This window comes from Solibacillus sp. iso_87 (assembly GCF_056173085.1).
Window position 1 is genome coordinate 2,235,556 of record NZ_CM149656.1, and the last position, 17,998, is coordinate 2,253,553.

General features: G+C 35.8%; 20 protein-coding genes. 6 read left to right on the forward strand and 14 right to left on the reverse strand.

What is annotated here, in order from left to right; translation table 11 throughout:
- Nucleotides 1-22: 22 nt before the first annotated feature.
- The 3 genes from AC0VXV_RS11270 to AC0VXV_RS11280 form a co-directional block, all read right to left on the reverse strand.
- A complete protein-coding gene (locus tag AC0VXV_RS11270; protein ID WP_475528249.1) occupies nucleotides 23-553 on the reverse strand; it encodes a D-glycero-alpha-D-manno-heptose-1,7-bisphosphate 7-phosphatase in 531 nt (176 codons plus the stop codon).
- A gap of 200 nt (nucleotides 554-753) precedes the next feature.
- On the reverse strand, nucleotides 754-1,698 hold the full coding sequence (locus tag AC0VXV_RS11275) for an alpha/beta hydrolase (RefSeq protein ID WP_475528250.1): 945 nt from the start codon (nucleotides 1,696-1,698) through the stop codon (nucleotides 754-756).
- A gap of 51 nt (nucleotides 1,699-1,749) precedes the next feature.
- A complete protein-coding gene (locus AC0VXV_RS11280) occupies nucleotides 1,750-3,396 on the reverse strand; it encodes a flavin-containing monooxygenase (RefSeq protein ID WP_475528251.1) in 1,647 nt (548 codons plus the stop codon).
- Nucleotides 3,397-3,647: 251 nt separating this feature from the next.
- On the opposite strand from AC0VXV_RS11280, the gene AC0VXV_RS11285 reads away from it, so the two are divergent.
- Nucleotides 3,648-4,490 carry a sialate O-acetylesterase gene (locus tag AC0VXV_RS11285; protein WP_475528252.1) on the forward strand — a complete coding sequence of 281 codons (843 nt, stop codon included), beginning with the start codon at nucleotides 3,648-3,650 and terminating at the stop codon, nucleotides 4,488-4,490.
- Complete coding sequence (locus AC0VXV_RS11290; protein WP_475528253.1) at nucleotides 4,487-5,023, forward strand: PadR family transcriptional regulator; 537 nt, start codon at nucleotides 4,487-4,489, stop codon at nucleotides 5,021-5,023. The genes AC0VXV_RS11285 and AC0VXV_RS11290 overlap by 4 nt, the downstream gene beginning before the upstream one ends.
- Nucleotides 5,024-5,124: 101 nt before the next feature.
- On the opposite strand, the gene AC0VXV_RS11295 is transcribed toward AC0VXV_RS11290, so the two are convergent.
- From AC0VXV_RS11295 to AC0VXV_RS11325, 7 genes are all read right to left on the reverse strand, one after another.
- Nucleotides 5,125-6,042, reverse strand: coding sequence for a phosphotransferase (locus AC0VXV_RS11295; RefSeq protein WP_475528255.1), 918 nt, complete (start codon nucleotides 6,040-6,042; stop codon nucleotides 5,125-5,127).
- A gap of 59 nt (nucleotides 6,043-6,101) precedes the next feature.
- Nucleotides 6,102-7,886, reverse strand: coding sequence for a M3 family oligoendopeptidase (locus AC0VXV_RS11300; protein WP_475528256.1), 1,785 nt, complete (start codon nucleotides 7,884-7,886; stop codon nucleotides 6,102-6,104).
- A gap of 53 nt (nucleotides 7,887-7,939) precedes the next feature.
- A complete protein-coding gene (locus tag AC0VXV_RS11305) occupies nucleotides 7,940-8,425 on the reverse strand; it encodes an HIT family protein (RefSeq protein WP_475531454.1) in 486 nt (161 codons plus the stop codon).
- Between the two features lie 88 nt (nucleotides 8,426-8,513).
- The gene (locus AC0VXV_RS11310) at nucleotides 8,514-8,990 is read right to left on the reverse strand and encodes a GNAT family N-acetyltransferase (RefSeq protein ID WP_475528257.1); all 477 of its coding nucleotides are present in this window, start codon (nucleotides 8,988-8,990) and stop codon (nucleotides 8,514-8,516) included.
- Between the two features lie 151 nt (nucleotides 8,991-9,141).
- Entirely contained in the window at nucleotides 9,142-9,690 is a 549-nt protein-coding gene (locus AC0VXV_RS11315) for a hypothetical protein (RefSeq protein ID WP_475528258.1), read from the reverse strand.
- Between the two features lie 145 nt (nucleotides 9,691-9,835).
- Nucleotides 9,836-11,089: a DUF4179 domain-containing protein gene (locus AC0VXV_RS11320; protein ID WP_475528259.1), complete on the reverse strand. Its 1,254-nt coding sequence runs from the start codon at nucleotides 11,087-11,089 to the stop codon at nucleotides 9,836-9,838.
- The gene (locus tag AC0VXV_RS11325) at nucleotides 11,086-11,586 is read right to left on the reverse strand and encodes a sigma-70 family RNA polymerase sigma factor (RefSeq protein ID WP_176142100.1); all 501 of its coding nucleotides are present in this window, start codon (nucleotides 11,584-11,586) and stop codon (nucleotides 11,086-11,088) included. The genes AC0VXV_RS11320 and AC0VXV_RS11325 overlap by 4 nt, the downstream gene beginning before the upstream one ends.
- Nucleotides 11,587-11,792: 206 nt before the next feature.
- On the opposite strand from AC0VXV_RS11325, the gene AC0VXV_RS11330 reads away from it, so the two are divergent.
- Both AC0VXV_RS11330 and AC0VXV_RS11335 read left to right on the forward strand, forming a co-directional pair.
- The gene (locus tag AC0VXV_RS11330; protein ID WP_475528260.1) at nucleotides 11,793-12,023 is read left to right on the forward strand and encodes a hypothetical protein; all 231 of its coding nucleotides are present in this window, start codon (nucleotides 11,793-11,795) and stop codon (nucleotides 12,021-12,023) included.
- Nucleotides 12,024-12,304: 281 nt separating this feature from the next.
- Complete coding sequence (locus AC0VXV_RS11335) at nucleotides 12,305-12,472, forward strand: aspartyl-phosphate phosphatase Spo0E family protein (protein WP_475528261.1); 168 nt, start codon at nucleotides 12,305-12,307, stop codon at nucleotides 12,470-12,472.
- 130 nt (nucleotides 12,473-12,602) lie between these two features.
- On the opposite strand, the gene AC0VXV_RS11340 is transcribed toward AC0VXV_RS11335, so the two are convergent.
- Both AC0VXV_RS11340 and AC0VXV_RS11345 read right to left on the reverse strand, forming a co-directional pair.
- Nucleotides 12,603-13,046, reverse strand: a complete 444-nt coding sequence (locus AC0VXV_RS11340) for an NUDIX hydrolase (RefSeq protein ID WP_475531455.1) — start codon at nucleotides 13,044-13,046, stop codon at nucleotides 12,603-12,605.
- Nucleotides 13,047-13,257: 211 nt separating this feature from the next.
- Nucleotides 13,258-14,460, reverse strand: coding sequence for an MFS transporter (locus tag AC0VXV_RS11345; RefSeq protein WP_475528262.1), 1,203 nt, complete (start codon nucleotides 14,458-14,460; stop codon nucleotides 13,258-13,260).
- Between the two features lie 707 nt (nucleotides 14,461-15,167).
- Here AC0VXV_RS11345 and AC0VXV_RS11350 point away from each other — a divergent pair.
- The gene (locus AC0VXV_RS11350; RefSeq protein WP_475528263.1) at nucleotides 15,168-15,320 is read left to right on the forward strand and encodes a YrzI family small protein; all 153 of its coding nucleotides are present in this window, start codon (nucleotides 15,168-15,170) and stop codon (nucleotides 15,318-15,320) included.
- Nucleotides 15,321-15,579: 259 nt separating this feature from the next.
- On the forward strand, nucleotides 15,580-15,774 hold the full coding sequence (locus AC0VXV_RS11355; RefSeq protein WP_475531456.1) for a DUF4017 family protein: 195 nt from the start codon (nucleotides 15,580-15,582) through the stop codon (nucleotides 15,772-15,774).
- A gap of 76 nt (nucleotides 15,775-15,850) precedes the next feature.
- Here AC0VXV_RS11355 and AC0VXV_RS11360 read toward each other — a convergent pair whose 3' ends face one another.
- Together AC0VXV_RS11360 and AC0VXV_RS11365 are read right to left on the reverse strand one after the other, a co-directional pair.
- Nucleotides 15,851-16,813, reverse strand: coding sequence for a CAP domain-containing protein (locus AC0VXV_RS11360; RefSeq protein ID WP_475528265.1), 963 nt, complete (start codon nucleotides 16,811-16,813; stop codon nucleotides 15,851-15,853).
- A 422-nt stretch (nucleotides 16,814-17,235) separates the two neighbouring features.
- Complete coding sequence (locus AC0VXV_RS11365) at nucleotides 17,236-17,805, reverse strand: manganese efflux pump (RefSeq protein WP_475528266.1); 570 nt, start codon at nucleotides 17,803-17,805, stop codon at nucleotides 17,236-17,238.
- Between the last annotated feature and the right edge of the window lie 193 nt (nucleotides 17,806-17,998).

Here is a 17,998-nt window from a genome sequence, read left to right on the forward strand (position 1 = left end):
GTTCTCCTCTGTGGGTTAATGTCTAATCATTTTTTATATCGCGAATAATCCATTGTGCTGCTTCTTTTAAATTGGGAAACAATGCATCTGCTAATGGATCACTATCACCAATATAAACGGTTTTTGTCCCTGCTTTTTTACCTGCCTGAATATCTGTATCCGTATCACCGACCATATAGGATTGCTCAAGGCTTATTTTGTATTTTTCACCTAAATCTAAAATCATTTTGCTATTTGGTTTTCTGCATTCACAGCCAGCCTTTGGTTTATGAGGACAATAGGCAACCTCATGAATCGTTGCTCCCTTTTTCTTCAGTTGGGCTACCATATAATCATGAACTTTCTGTAACTGCTTTTCCTGCATATAACCTAATCCGATTCCACCCTGATTCGTTACGACAAACACATAGTCAAAATGGTCATTTAAACTTTTAATGGCTTCTTCTGCTCCAGGTAAAAAATAAAATTGCTTCGGTTCATTTACAAATTTCACTCGCTTCGTCAGCACTTCATTAATTACACCATCACGATCTAAAAACACTGCTCTTTTCAATCCAACCACACCTTTAATTTTTAATCTTACTTTTAGTATGTTAAAAATTATCGGCTTTAAGCGGTTTTGTTTCAGATGGTCTATTTAAGAGTGAAATAATAAATGTTTTGATCTTTAGAAGATGAAAAGGATGATATCTTAAGCTAAAAAAGTCAAAAAAGTGCTGGACCCGCAAGGAGTCCAGCACCAGCATTTAGTTTTTATAAAACTTTTTCTTCTTTTGTGAAGGCACGTTTTAACGCTTCTGCCGCTTGGTTCACAGCTTGCATTCCTTGTTCTATAGTACCTGGCATCCAGAAAAAGCCATGAATCATTCCATTATAGCGAGTTGTTTCCACTTGTACTCCCGCTTCTTTCAGACGTTGAGCATAGGCCTCTCCCTCATCACGTAATGGATCGAATTCCGCTGTTATGACCAGTGCAGAAGGTAAGCTGCTTAATTCCGCTGCGAGTAGTGGCGAAGCGTACGGATTTTTCCCGTCTTCTTCATCACGTAAATAATGATTCCAAAACCAGACCATACTATCTTTCGTTAACAGATAGCCATCTGCATTGTCGCTATAAGACACTGTTTCATAGGAATGGTTCGTAACAGGATAGATTAACAATTGGTACGCTAATTCGAATTCATTGTTATCACGGGCCATTAAAGCAACGACCGCTGCCAGATTGCCGCCCGCACTGTCGCCGCCAACCGCTACACGGCTAGGGTCTACCTGAATGGATGGACCATTTTCAACTACCCATTTTGCAGCAGCATATGCATCATCCGCAGCCGCTGGAAATTTATGCTCTGGTGCTAATCGGTAATCAACGGATACGACAACACAGTTCGCACGATTGGTTAACAGTCGGCATGGAACATCGACAGTATCAAGATCTCCAATTACCCAGCCACCCCCGTGGTAAAAAACGAGTGATGGGAAAGGTCCCTCACCCTCAGGCGTATAAATACGAACAGGAATTTCACCTTCTGGCCCAGGAATTGTCCGATTCTCCACCTTGCCCACAGTTTCAGGTATTCCTGCTAATGCACTGAAATCCGTTGTTAACCTTGCATCCTCCGGGCTCAGGGAACTCATCGGCGGTGCGCCCGCTGCCGCCATTTGCTCTAAAAGAAACTTCGCTTGAGAATCAAGTGCCATATTTATAATTCCTCCTAATAGAATAATAGAATTTAATTATTAGAGCCGTTTTCAAATCACTTTGTTTGCTTTACCAGAATCTAAAGTAAATCCATCGTAGCCATTTATTGCTACATCATCGCAAATTTTACGATATACATTATATCCGCCTACATAGATTGGGAACCCTTTTGCCTTGCCTTCTATATTTGCACCCGTATACCAAGACTCTGTCTTCGTATAAAGTGTTGAATCCGCCAGCTCTTTGCAATGCTGACTCCACTTTTCCTCGGATTCTGTTTTTGCTTCAAATACTTCTATCTCATTGTTCTGGAGATGTTCGATACAATCCATTACCCACTCCACATGTTGTTCAATAGCTGCTGGCATATTCCCTAAAACAGAAGGGCTTTCTGGACCAGTAAGCATAAATAGGTTTGGAAATCCTGCTGCTGTTAAACCAAGATATGTTTTCGTCTTGGCACCATTTTCCCATTTTTCTTTTAATGCCACATTATCTCGGCCTCTGATGTCAATTTTAAACAGCGACCCTGTCATTCCATCAAAGCCAGTAGCAAAAACGATTACATCTAATTCATACTCACCATCTTCTGTCCGAATGCCATTCGATGTAATTTCTTCAATTGGTGCTTTCTTTACATCTACTAAACGTACATTTTCGCGGTTGTATGTTTCAAAGTAGTCTGTATCAATAATTGCCCGCTTTGTTCCGTAATAATGATCTGGTAATAGTTTTTCGGCTGTTTCCGGATCTTTAACAATCTCCCGGATTTTCGAGCGTACAAATTCAGCTACAAGCAAGTTTCCTTCTTCATTTGTAAGGAGGTCATTATATGCGGACAAAACAGCCCATCCTCCCTTTTCCCAAGCCGCTTCAAGAAATTCACGGCGTTGTTCAGGCGAGTGATCTAAAACGGAATTTTCACCATATTTAAATGCCATACCCCCTACGGAATTACGCATTAGCTCTCTCATGCTATGATAGTTTTCCTTTGATTTTTCCAGAAACTCTGCCGTATAAGGATGGTTTTTTGCCGGAACACTATATTGCGGTGTGCGTTGGAAAACCGTCAGATGTTTTGCCTCTTTCGCAATAACCGGTATCGACTGAATACCACTTGAACCAGTTCCGACCACACCGACTCGTTTTCCTGTGAAATCTACCTTTTCATGAGGCCAGTGACCTGTATGATACAGCTCACCTTCAAAGTTATCCATTCCTTTAATATTTGGTATGTTAGCTGTCGATATGCACCCTACACCTGTGATGAAGTATTTAGCCGATACTTGGTCTCCTTGATTGGTTTGTATGTTCCATCTATTAGTTTCTTCATCAAAGCTTGCTGAGGTAACACGCGTATTAAATTGAATACCAGGACGTAGGTCAAACTTATCCGCCACGAAATTTAAGTATTTTAATATTTCAGGCTGCTCAGGGAATCGAGAAGACCATGACCATTCTTTATACAGCTCCTCCGAGAAAGTATAGTTATAGCAGATACTTTCTGAGTCACAACGTGCCCCTGGATATCGATTCCAGTACCATGTACCACCAACACCGTCACCCGTCTCGTACACTCTTGTAGATAACCCTGCCTCCCTTAACCGGTAGAGCATGTACAATCCTGAAAAGCCTGCCCCAATAACAACCGCATCAACATGAACAGTTTCTCCTTGATGTTCATTAGTGATTCTCATCTGTTACCTCCTTCAATTATGAACAAAACTTTTGGCAAGAATAGTAATGCTTGATTACTATCTCTATTATTTAATCTATGAGTACGGTTATATGCTTAGACCTTATAATATTTATTTTATAATTTTTAACTGCAGTAACTTCCTTAATCAGTCGTTTTGTTCATATGAAATCCCTATACTGTTGACGATAGTCTAATTAGACCTTAGAATATGGAAGTCTAATTAGACTATTGGGAGGGAGTGAAAATAAAATGATAAAATCCTTTTTAATGTTAGGGCAATCCAATATGGCAGGACGAGGATTCCTGCAGGAGGTAGAACCTATTTATAATGAGAAAATAAAAATGCTTCGCAACGGGCAGTGGCAAATGATGACTGAACCGATTAATTATGACCGCCCTGTCGCTGGTGTAGGTCTAGCAGCATCTTTTGCAGAGGCATGGTCGAAAGCCAACCCGGATGAAGAAATAGGTTTGATTCCTTGCGCAGAAGGTGGCAGTTCCTTGGACGATTGGCATCCACATGGTACTCTTTTTCAGCACGCTTTGTCACAAGCCCGATTTGCCCTTAAAACTAGTGAGATTTGCGGTATACTATGGCATCAAGGTGAAAGTGATAGCAATAATTCTTTACATGAAACATATTATGAAAAGTTATCTCTCATCATAGAGACTTTACGAAAAGAATTAAACCTTCAAACTGTCCCATTAATCATTGGTGAGCTTGGTGATTTTTTAGGAAAAACAGGTTTTGGAAAGTACTCAACAGAGTACCAGAAAATCAACGAACACTTACGCCGATTCGCTCACGAGCAGGAACAATGTTATTTTGTAACGGCGGAAGGTCTAACTGCCAATCCGGATGGTATTCATTTGAATGCCGTTTCCCAACGAAAATTCGGTTATCGCTACTACGAAGCATTTTCGAAAAAGTGTCATATCTTAAAGCCACTTTCGGATGAAAATCAGTCACTAAAAATAAACACTAACTATTCGAAAAGTGAACAAATTTATATTCACAGTATGAATTTGGCTCTAGGTAAAATCACATACACTGAATTCGAAGCACAAATGGCGAAGGTGATGCAATCTTGATTCCTTTACTTATCCTTGGTTTACTTATTCAAAACCCTGGGGCTCATGGATATGATCTGTTAAGCTTAATGGAAAAACGACATTATAAATATATCGTTAACTTTACGAAAGGTTCATTTTATTACAATTTGAAACAACTTGAAGAAAAGGGCTTGATTGAAGAAACACATCAAATACGGCCAAACAATAATCGTGATATTCATACCTTTGAAATCACGTCTTTAGGCATAGAAGAATTCAATAAATTAATGGACAAGTATGGGACTAAATCTGAATATGTAAACTTACAATTTTACGGGGCATTACTCTTTGCAGAAGAATTCGATAAAAATAAATTATTAGAATTAATTCAATCACAAATTGATCAAACTGAAGCCAGGATCGCTCTTCTAGATGAATACCTGGCTAACACTAAACAATTACCTGGTAAAATCGATTATTTTCGTCGCATGAACGAAAATTCTCGTTCTCACCATCTAGTCAATTTAAAATGGTTTAAAGATTTGAAGCTAGAGATAGAAAACGAGCGTTGATCAGGATTTGTACTTTGTTAAATCTTTCAGCCTCTTTTTCTTTGCTCTTTCAAAGCTATCTCCTATCCGGTAAGGAGTGTTATTTTTTTGCAACGCTTCTTTTATAGTTTATAGTCAGCACTATCTAATATAAATTGAATTAAGCTCATAAATAATTTTTGTTGAGAGGTTTTTTGCCAGTCTTCTTCATACTCTGCCATTAACCACATTACTTCATCTAAAAAGACGTGCTGCTTTGCCTTTTCCCAAAACACTTTTTCTTGATTGGTTAAAACAATATATTCTTTATATCCCGATATAAAGATTTCCCATTCATCTATTGTAAAAACCTGATCCGGGGCTTCTTCATGCTCATTATGAAAGAGCAGTAATGCAAGTGCCAGGTCAAAAATTCTTGGTATCCAACCAGCATTATCCGGATCAATCAAATACGGCTCCGGGATTAAAACCAAATTATTTGCTTTAAAATCATGAGGTGTTGCAACATGCGGCAATCCAGCATGGTAAAGTTCCTGTTGATTGGCAACACTTTCCAGTAACTTTGTTTTTAATCCTGGGTCAATTCTAATTCCGGCTTTTTCTGCATGTTGGATAATTGCCTCCATACTCTCTTCCACTTCTTCTTTATTAAAATCATAGACATCGTATTCAAGAAGGTTATATTCATTTGAAACAGGCGAATAACTGTGAATTTGTCCTAACATTTTACCAGCTTCATAAATTTCATTGTCTTTGCCTGAGTATTTCTGGCCTTCAATAAATGGATAAACCACATAATTTGTATCTTCATATTTTTGCGGATTATCAACTTGTAACTTAACAGGCGTTACAACATTTATCCCTTTATCTTTCAGCATGTTAGTATAAGACATTACACTTTCTGCCCTGCTTTGAGTTCGTTTTACAACAACATCCTGATCGCCATACTTCACTCGGTATACTGGTGAATATGGATAAATACTTACAGGCTCTTCTTTCACATCAAATCCAAATATATTTAAGATTTCGATACCACTCATAATTGTAACCACCTTTATTTGCTGAATTGTTATGTACTATAGTTTCTATGAACCTTATCTTAAGACGTCAGGGCTATAAATTCTTCTGCATCTTTTATACAGATTTCCATTCCCTTTTCCCAGAAATCCTTAGATGTGATGTCTTCCCCTAAATGTTTCAACACTAAATCTTCTACCGTCATACTGCCTGAGTCTCTGAGTAGATTTAAGTAATCCTTCTCAAATTCTTTTCCTTTCTCTTTTGCCTTTGCAAAAATTCCTAATGCAAATAAATAACCAAAAGTATAAGGGAAATTATAAAAAGGAGATTGCGTTATATAATAATGGGGTGTCCATATCCAAGAATAATTAGATGGCTCGTCAAAGGAACCTTGATACGCTTCTAGTATGCTCTCATTCATTAATTGGTTTAAACGCTTGGATGAAACAAGCCCTTTTTTACGCTCTTTATAAAATCTCTGTTTAAATAAAAATCTGGAATGGATATTCATAAAGTTCATGACACTTCGTTTCAATTTCTCATCTAATAAAAGCAATTTCTCTTCTTTTGACTGCGCTTTTTCCGTTGCTGCATCAAAAATAACCATTTCTGCAAAGGTTGAAGCGGTTTCGGCAATGCTCATCGGATATTGTTTATTTAACCCATCCACTGATTTCATTGCGTAATTGTGAAAAGCATGACCTAATTCGTGCACGAGCGTTAACACATTTAAAAACGTCCCGCCAAAGGTCATAAAAATTCTTGATTCACCGGTAAGCGGAAAACTAGCACAAAACGGGAAAGCGGATTTATTGTCACGGTCCTCCGCTTCAATCCAGCCCTCATTAAAAGCATGCTTAGCAAACGCTTCTAATTCGTTTCCGAACTGACTAAAATGGTTTGTTATGAGCGTAGCTGCTTTGTCAAATTGTATTTTAGGACTTTTATTCGTAATGGGAGCCCAAAAATTATAAGCTTTCATGCTAGGATTCCCCGTCAATTCAGCTTTTCTTTTTAAATAATTGGAGAAGGGATTATTATATTGCTTGACGACCGACCACATTGCATTCATCGTTTTTTCCGTTATTCTATTTTCTTTTAAAGGGATTTCTAATACATTTTCAATTCCTGAATGCTGATAAATTTGTAACCGAAATCCCGCAATATGATTTAATACTTTGGCAAACATCTCTTCTTTTTCTTCGTATATTTCTTCCAATGCTTGATGGGCTTCATATCGAACCTTCTCATTAGGATGAGATCTTAAGTTGATTGCTTGCCCTATCGAAAGCTGTTTTTCATTCCCATCCACTTCAACATTTACTTTCATACTACTTATAAGTGCATTATAAAAATGACCCCAAGAATGATAGCCATCAACCATTAAATCAGCTATTAACGATTGTTCATCATCTGATAAATGTTTACTCGTATTTTCACGCCATTCAGTTAAAATAAATTTATAATCTGCTAATTCTTTGGCTTCTATTAAACTTGCCCATATCTCCTGTTTAATATTTGCTATGACAGCCTGTACTTTAGATAATTCATTTTTAAAATCAGATTCAAATCTAATTATTTTGCCACTTAAAATTGCAGCATCTTGATCTTTAGAATCTTGAGAACGGAGACAAGTGACAAAAGAATTAGCTTGAGATAAACGGATGCGGGTTTCTCCAATTTTGTTTATTAATTCTGCTATATTAGCCGCATCATCTATTGAGGGCAGTGCACTAAAAGAGACAACCGACCTTTTTATAGTATCTATATAACCTTCCAATTCATTTAAGTGAATTATGAATTGATCTGACTTGCTTCCACCTAGAAAAATACTATCTAAATTCCAATTCATTATATACGGCATTTTTAATTTCCCCCTACTGAGAACAATTGTTTTTTAGCATAATTTTCACAAGGTCATTTATTTAATTCTTTTTTTAATAAGTCAATGGCTGTCATTACTTCTTCATTATTTTTAGAATCATTCATATGGTTGCGGGCGTGAAGTAGCATCGGTCTAACGGACTCGACTGAGCGGCCAAACTCATACATCCATTCATATCTTGGAACCATCCAAGTATGGAAATGGTGAGTAGTATCTTCATTATAAAAGTAATATACGTACTCGATATTTAATACTTCTCTTTGAGCCCGTCTTATTCTGGATAAAGTCTGAATATAATCTAATTTTTCTTCTTCAGTTAATTCATCAAAAGACTTGATATGTCTTTTAGAAGCTAATATGATTAACCCCTTGATTGGATAAGCTACATCTTGATGGGCTTGAAAATACTTCGTTTCAAAAACCACCCCGCCATCCGGTTCTATCAAACCAGTTGTTAATGCACAGCTTAAACATTCAAACTCAACAATTTTTCCATTTGATAATGTTATTTTCTTAATACAATAACCCCCTTTTACGTTTTCTAAAAAACTCCTATTATTTATTTACATAGAAGTTCACATGGATTTTTTGATACTAAGTTTCAACTTAAATGATTTGAGATTTTTCATAAAAAACTATCGTTATCTTTTCATTTATTATTTTGGATTTACCCGTTTTTTTATAACCTAACTTTTCATAGAGGTAACAAAGCCCTTCTTCTTGCATAATGGTGTCCAGCTCCCATGATCTTGCGTCTTGATATAAGTTCTCTAATATTGCAAAGACTTTTTGAGCATTTCCTTTTCCTTGATGCTCTGGCAAAATAAATATAGGGCTGACACGATATGATTTATTACTCATTTTTACAATTCTAATGCCACCAATAGTATCTTCTAGATTTTTAATTAAATAATAATCTGTAAATGGTTGCTTGAATCGAGTAATAACTCTTTCAAAAGATTCATTAGCTGGGTTTGTGTCATAGTCCTCGTATTTTTCTAATAAGGGCATAAATGCGTTCACTTGCATCTCATGAAGCTTAGCCGCGTCATCTATAGTTGCTCTACATAGTGAGACTCCCATAAAATATAACCCTCCTTTATAAAAGCTTAATTCATATTAACATATTTATCCATATATAAATTAACCCTATACAGCCTGTTAGTTTCGGTCATGAAATATCACCTAGATCTTATCAATAGTTCCCTATATAAAAAACAGCGCTGATTCTAGTTCAGAATCGCGCCTCATTCACTTCCTTCTTATTCGAAAATCCCGTAAAGATAAAACACGAGATAAACGCAACTGTTGTTACCACAATTCCCATAAATAATCCGATTGCTCTCATAAAAGTATCATCGCCTGGATAGGCAGGCTCTATTGTGACTAACATATAAATCAATATAAGGGACAAGATCATATAAAAACTGCTCCCGACTTTTGCCATCTTCAAACGATTTCTTCTCGTACCCTGCCAAGTTTTATTAACTATTATCCATAAAAAGATACTTCCAATTACAGCAAGAATCATCACAAGTAAATGTACATACGGAATTAAGAAATAAGTCAGCCAATAAATAATAAGAGCAGTTGAAAAAAATAGGATGGCATTCGTAATAAAAAGAAATATCCCAGCTAGCCAATAATTTTGAAACCATCCAGCATTGTTCAACCTAGATATTAGAATATTATCTTCTCCAAGTAGGTTTATTAATGGCCATTTAAGAAATGTGACAAAGAATACGCCAATAAGACCAATAAATAAGAATAAAGTTAAGGACATAGTTTCCCCCTAATCGTGATTCTTTTGCTTGTATATTATTATATACAACACAATATAAACCACCTTTTTAAGATAGTTAACGCCATTAATGGAGTAAAGTTCCTAATACAGATATCTTTATAAAAATGGACAGTAAAAGAAGCCGTTATTGAGTCAAATCTATCTTAAGTTCAACGTCCGTTGCTATCGGGTTATCAATGTAGTTGATCCACAGTTTTGCTCTGCCATTGTATGGCTCGTAGTACTCTCTATAATTATAACCTTCATGTGGGGACGTAGAAAAACTGCTTCCTTCAGATTCAAGTGACGTACCATCCTCTTTTTCAGCAGGAAACAAGTGTTGGCGGCCTTGGTCGTCCTTGACTGGTGCGTTTAGGTACACATCGTTGCCGACAACTTTAATATCCCAGTCAATGAAGTCTGGTTTGAAAAGAACTTCCTTTGTTGTGAAGTCAACTTCAATATAATCTTCGCCTTTTGGAACAGCTTGAATTTCACCAATGTGGACGATGAGTTCATCTGAATCATAGAAGTAGTTGCTTTGTAAATAAATCGTGTACTTACCTTCTCGGAACGAACCACTGCCAACTAAACCATTGCGAATAAGCTCACGTTTACTGCCGTTTTTAAGCTCCAGTGAGATGTTATCGAGTTCGACAATTTGCATCGTATTCGAAGGATCTGGATTTACTTCGATATGAATGCGTAGTGGTGTCCGAATGATTTTATTGATTGTCAGGCGTTGACCTTGTGCAGTAATCGTTGAGTTCGGTTCTATTACTTTGGCTTTAGCAATCGGTTTTTTTAGTGAAAATGGGATCGAGATAGTTTGTTTATCACCATCCCTCATTTCAAATTCGACACGGAAATTAGGATTTGTCGTATCAAGCGGTTGATCGAGTGTCATTTCAAGCAAATGATTACTGTGCGCAACTGGCTTGTCTAGACCGTCCATCGTCCCGTAAGACATACTGTTTTCAAGCAGTTGGTTACCTTGGTAAATGTTCACGGAATAGTTATGATGATCGCTTTTTTCCGTTGGGTAATCAAAATCATACATGAGCATAATACCGTATTCATCGATAATTGCGCCTTGAAGTGTAATCGTAACGTCCTTGTCTTGCACAAGTATGCCCAGCTCCTCATAGTATTCATTAGCGATGGCGTCTTTTATCCCCTCATTTTCCTGTACGAGCTCAACGATAACGCTTAGGCCAGGGATTTTAGCGGCATAGCTGGCAATCGTCGGTGAGACACGGACCGTTAGCAAAAAACTTAAGAAGATGATAGCTACTGCAGTGATTCCCTGCCACTGTTTCTTTCGACGTCGTTCTTTTTTTAGTTTTGTCAATGCATCAATACGTCCTTGGCGTAGCTTATCTTTTGGAATTTCCATCATAGCCAATCCTCCTTTTGTCCAGCGGCTTTACGCAGCTTTTTTAAAATGGCGTGCAGCCGTGATTTAACGGTGCCTTCTGGAATATTTTGCAGTTCGGCAATTTCATTGTTTTTCAGCTGCTGGAAATATTTCGCGTAAACAAGCTGTTGTTCTGTAAGCGTAAGTAAGTTAAGAAGACGACTGATGTCCGAATAAACTGGGGCTTCACTAAGGCTGGTCTCTTCAATTTCCACGGTTTGGATCCGTTTTTTCAGCATATCGTTACAGCAGTTGATGAGTACACGTACGAGCCAAGTACGCGCAAATTCGGGCTGTTTAACGGTGTGCATTTTTTTCAGTGCCTTATAGGTCATTTCTTGCATCGCATCAAGTGCGTCCTGCTCATTTTTCAAATATGTATATGCGATCGGGTAAAGCACTTCCTCGTCTTGTTCAATCAGTTCCAGGATTGCTTGTTGATCCCCAGCGGTAGCTTTTTCGAGTAAGTTTTCCAACATGTGCCACCTCCTTATTTATTAGACTGTAAAAAATTTGATTTCGTTCAAACCGAATGAAATTTTTTTTGAGGTTTGCATGAATAGGTTATTTCTTATCGTTAAATATTAACAAATACTCGTGGACATAAGGAGGGAATTAGTGAAGTTTACATTTTGAAGTTGGCACACTCCCTTTTTCAAAAGCATAATTTACATAGAAAGGGTTGATGACAATGCCACCATGGCAACATAAGATTAATTACTTAATAGGACAACCGATTGGTATATCCTTCGCAAATGGGCAAGGGACATCCGGAGTACTTTGTGGTGTATCAAACGGAAAGTTACTTGTTGTTGAATACCTGTATCAAACACAGTTCGCAATGAAACAGTACGATTTTTCAATGATTGCAGATATATCTGGTTTTCCACCTTGTAATCAACAACGTCTCTATTAACAATCAATGGTTAAAGAATTACAGCTCAATATGGGCTGTTTTTTCTTCAATTTCTTATTAATTTAAGTTAAAACCAAACGTATTGTCTTCAATAATAATTCACCCTCATTCCTAAACCCTATTGTTAACTACGATTCCTAAAAGCTATATTCAAAAATTTATTTGGAAAAATTTTTCATAATTAAGGTTTAATTTTTATTTTTATTGTGTACTTACATAATATATGTATTTTGTAAATTATTGTATCTACTTTGTATATTAAAAATGAGGAGAGATTACTAATGCCTACTATTTTAAAAAAGATAAAAACTAAAAAAAATGTTGAAACACTTAGAACTGCAATGATTAAGTCTGGTACAGAAAATGGTCTAAATCACCCTACTACAATAAAATTAAGTCAGAACTTAGATAAGTTGCTAAATGAATATACTCTAACTTTCAGCAATTAAACTACGTAATAACCCGTTTTAGGAGTTAATAATATTTTAGCCAAAAAGATACGAATGCTGTGATACGTTCGTATCTTTTTGGCAAGAACTATAATTTATGTAGCTTTTCTAACCATCATGTTGTTCGATACTACTTTATGTATCCAATCTTTTCTAAAATTTTTTGGGTTGTATAATTTAAGTCGGGTAAAGAATCTAATGGAAAATAAGACAAATCCAAACTTTCTTCATCTTTCCTTATATTTCCACTTATCTCACTAGCCTTAAAGATAACAGTGGCATTGTATATCTCATCCCCATGAGAAAATTTGTAATAAAACTCCTTACCAGAAGCTACTCCTAAAATCTCTAAGCGATTTGTAATAAGCCCCGTTTCCTCATACAATTCTTTTTTAGCTGTCTCTTCAAAACTATCGCCCAACTCCATCCCGCCTCCAGGGATTCCCCAATCTTTAGTATCTGAGCGTAATTGTAATAATAACTTATTCTCCTTACTCATCACGATGATTGCTGATCCAGGAGCAATAATAGGTCTTGTTCCAATAATACTCCTAAGGGATTTAATATAGTTCATCATTTTCTCCTTTTAAATAAAGACTTATTTAATTATTCTTCATAATCAAGAACTCTTCCTTCTATCTAAAACCTCTTTAGCTCATGTCTAATACCACTTAAAAGTCCTTAATCGAATAAAGACACATTTCATTTAAAAGAAATGTGCCCTATAAATAATAATTAAAAAATAATCAGTACCACTTTCATACGTTGATATTGTTAGTTAACACTTATACTTTCTCATTTCTGAATTCGTAACGTTTATATTTAAACATTGTTATAATTCCGAGAATAGGTCCAATCGCAAGTATTATAAAAGCCCATTCCCAACCGATCATTCTCTGAATAACAGGGATCAGATTTATCGAAAATATAGTAACCAAGAATCCGATACACATTTGAAAAGTAAGCGCTGTACCTACATACTCCTCTTCGGCTATTTCTGATACAGCTGCAGAAAATTGAGCGGAATCAGCTATAATGGATATCCCCCAAATAATCGAAATTATTATCGTTAACAAAACAAATTGACCAAATGTAAAACCTATGATGATTGAACAACTAGCACTGATCAACATTGAAATAATCGTTAAATTTGCTCTTCCGATTTTATCTGAGATTAATCCACCGATTACACAACCAATACCTCCTGCAATTCCAATCGAAATAAAAGATGACAGCCCAATCACCCAATGAGGAATTTCTGGTGAGTAGGCTGAAAAACTAGCAGTCATAAATACGGGAAGCCATGTCCACATCGCATACAATTCCCACATATGGCCGAAGTAGCCGTAGTTTGCAAGCATTACTGGTTTATTCTTCATCACTTTTTTTAATACTTTTAAAGAAAATGGCAATCTTTTGGATTTTACGGGGGCATCATCTAATATAACCGAAACAACAAAGGCTGAAAATAAAGCCAGTACTGAGCTGCAAATAATTACATACTTCCAACTTAATGAAGAAAAGAATATTACAATAAAATGGGGTAATGATGATCCTAATGTTAAGGCAGCAATTAAAATTCCGATCGCCAACCCACGTTTTATTGGAAACCATTCTGATAACATTTTGACTGCGATTGGGTATACACCGGCGAGTGTTATTCCAGTAAATACTCTTAGTAGAATTCCGATAAAACTTGAATCAGCAAAAATTAATAAGGCATTTAATAGTGCACCTAAAAATGCAGATATCGCAAAAACCTTTCGAGCGTTGAAACGGTCAGCAATCCCAAAATAGGCACTAAATAATGCACCAGCTACAAAACCAATAGGGACAGAAGCCGAAAGCCAAGCCTCCGAATTGGGGCTGAGATTCCAAAGATCAATTAGTTCTGGTGCAATAACTGAAGCACTATACCATAAGCTTAAAGTACACAATTCTGATAATCCAATCCACATTAATGCTCTCCATGAACCTTGAATCATCATACCCCCCCGATTGAAATAGTATACCACCTACTATTTTAGCCTTCCCCTCATCTTAAGCGAAATTATTTTATAATACTTCCCTTTTTTCAACTCCCCCTTTTAGATTAGGGGTATTCCCTTAATAATAATCTCGATTGCGGGATATATAAATATATGATGTTAGACTCAAAAAAAACTTTTATCTATGAGAAAAGTACAATTCATTACATCAGAATTGTGCCCGGTTGATGAAGACTTTTCAACTAAAGCCGCTTAAATACATACATTAATGATAATCATAATTTTGCATTAAATCGTCTGTTTGTTCCTGTGAAAATTAGGTCACTAGCCAGAAGATTCAACAGAATTATCATTCAATACATTTACATTTTTTACACTTTTTATAAAAAATGTAAAAAAGATGTTTACATTTCATATGGTGATGAGTATACTTACACAGTAATCAAAAAATTCTAAGGAGGTCGAAGAAAATGATCGTTATCAATAAATTAATGTCACTAGTTGTTACAGCTAAAGCTAAAGTGAAAACGAAAATCACACATTCGACCAGACTGGAATGGATTGCTTAAATTTTTTTATTAATTAAGTATGCCCATAACCGCAGGGAGAAGTGTGCCCCTGCGGTATTTTTGTGCCTTTTTTTACCGCAGAGGGAGTCTCTCTGCGGTTTTTTCCACTTTTAGGGCACTATAAGGAGGTGATAATCCATGATATTAAACTTTTTTACCCTTTCGATAGCTATTACAAAACGTGAGCGTGAGATCTCTCGAGATAAAGCACTTCATGAAGAAAAACTAAAAAAAATCTTTGAAGAGAACAAAAGAAAAGTAGAAGATTACACTCGTCAACGTCATTATTAATTTTGGTAATTTAAAACAATGAAAGGTGGGAATTGAAATGATTTTTATGAGTAAGAGAAGGTATGCAGTTCTATGGTTGGAGAAGGACTCCACTTAGCGAACATATTTAGTAATATCAAGTAGTTGATTTTAAAATCTTCATAAGCAACGGGCTGTGCGAAAAGTAGGTTCTTTTCATACAGTCCTACATGAGGGTGTTAACTATCAACGTTTGTCAAGGTTATAATAAATGTATTAAAAGTAGGTAAATGAATTAATGATGAAAACAATAATTCCTTTATTAGCTTATTTAATCGTTTGTATGTTCGCTGTTATGCTGCCTGCTTCCGATGGATATAATGCGATAGGCTGGAAATTGCTAATTGGACAGATTTACGCAATACCTGTCTTAATCGTTGCTATTTTAATCACTTTATCTTTTAATAAAAGACACTCCCAAAAAACTAACTTTTAATTTTCAAATTAAAAAGTTAGGCTACTTAACGCCAATAGAAATTGGTCGTCAAGTAGCCTAACATTGATGTTATATTTTATAGTTGTATAAATTGTTGTGTCCAATAGTAACCATCTTCAACAAAACCTACACCAATATGTGTGTAATTGGCATTCATAATGTTTTGACGGTGTCCAGGTGAATCCATCCATGCTTGTACCACTTGTTGTGGTGTTCTTTGACCTTGTGCAATATTTTCACCAGCTGAACGGTATGAGATTCCTGCAGATTTAATCTGATCAAACGGGCTTCCGAAAGTTGGACTAGTATGTGAAAAGTAATTATTTTTCGCCATATCTGCTGATTTTGCATGAGCTACAGCCATTAATGGAGAATGTATTTCAAGCGGTTTTAAGCCTGCTTTTGTACGTTCTGCATTTGTTAAGTCTACTACTTGTTTCTCAAATTCAGAAACTGATTGACTAACATTATTAGTCGTTGTTTTTGCTGGTGCTTCTACTTGTTGGCTATTTGAGTTTGATGGTGCTTTTGTATTGTTGTTATTTGTCACAGGTGTAACCTGTGCATTTGTATTATCATTTGTTTCTGGCGTAGTTTTTTCATTTGTTGGTGCTTTAGGTGCTTTTGTATTGTTATTATTTGTTACTGGTGTAGCTTTTTCTTTTGCTGGTGCTTTAGGTGCTTTATCCTCTTTTTCTACTGTTTTATTAGTAGATTCTTTTTGAGTTTCTTTATTAGTAGTAGCTTTTTCTGCATGTACTACTTTGCCCTCTTTAATTATTTTATTAGCATCTAGATTTACCAAAGCTTTATTGATTAAATCTTTAGATAAATTCTCGAATTCTCCATTTTTTGAAGAAATTTGCTCCATTATTTTTAAAGCTAACCCTTGATAATTTTCGCCTTTAATAATTTGGATATGTTGTGTATTTACAACTTTCTTTTCCTCTGTATTTAAACTTGCTGCATCTGCTGTAGTAATTGATGTTGCAAATAATGTTGCTGCACATAGTGATGTTGCTAACCATTTTTTGTTCATTTTTGAATTCCTCCTCTTCTTCACAAACTATGTTACAGTACAAAATGTGTAATAAAGGGTCCATAAACTGGTAAGAGTAACATTCTATTACTAAACTCCATAAAATCAATGGTTTAGAAGCTATTAATTTCATAAAATCATCCAGAAAAAAAGTATACTGCCACTGAAAAAATATTGACAGATTTTTAGATTTATACAATTCCGTATTACTGTTACGTTTATTACAAAATGATTACAATTTATGAACCTGTTCTCAATACATTAGAAGCAGTACTTGCTGGTGAACATGGGAGGCGTTATACAGAATAATACAATTAAAAAAGACTCTTTCCTTATTAAAGGAAAGCGTCCTATTGAGGGATTAACGCTGGATTATTGAAGAATGTTATTAAAGTAAAGACCCCCGGCTAGCTGAATTGAATTTAAATAAGCATTTCATAAAGTCCTATAATAATAAGCAACCACCCGGAAATACTTGCCGAATACTTACCGATAATTGTTTTGTTAAGAAAATAACCAAAATGGCTACCGATACCAATTGTCACAAGGGAGAAGAATCCAATTGAGATAACGGTCCAGATTGCTGAAATTCCGTTAGCACCTATCCCTAGTCCACTTGCCAGACAATTTAAAGATAAGATTAGTCCAAGGTATATTGCTTCTTTCCAAGAGATTACATGATTATCATCCCAATCAATTAGTTCAGGGTTTTTAACAGGTTCCGGATTTTCTAACCGTTTGAAAAATAAAGTCCATAAACCTATAATACATAATAAAAAACTCCCTAAAAAGTTGGCCATATTTGGTGAAATATATTCGCTTAACGTACCGCCAACTACTACTGCAAAATAAGTGATAGTCATAGACATAAAAGCAATGATTATGTTTGATAAAATAGGGATTTTTGTTTTTTTAACACCATAGGCTAATCCAATCCCGAGATTGTCTAAATTAGCCGCTATACCTACAATAATAATGGTTACCCAATGCATAATGTCCTCCCGAAAACCTGTCATCTCTTTTACCTTATGCATGAAAAAAATTTTTGTTAAATCAGAGAAAGGTCTTAACTCGGAAGCCTTACCTAGTACCGCAGGGGTTGCAACTATGGATATAGGCGCTTGCTAGATGGTAAAGTGAATGTTACTGCTATATAGTTAATGGTAGATAATAATATAAATAATA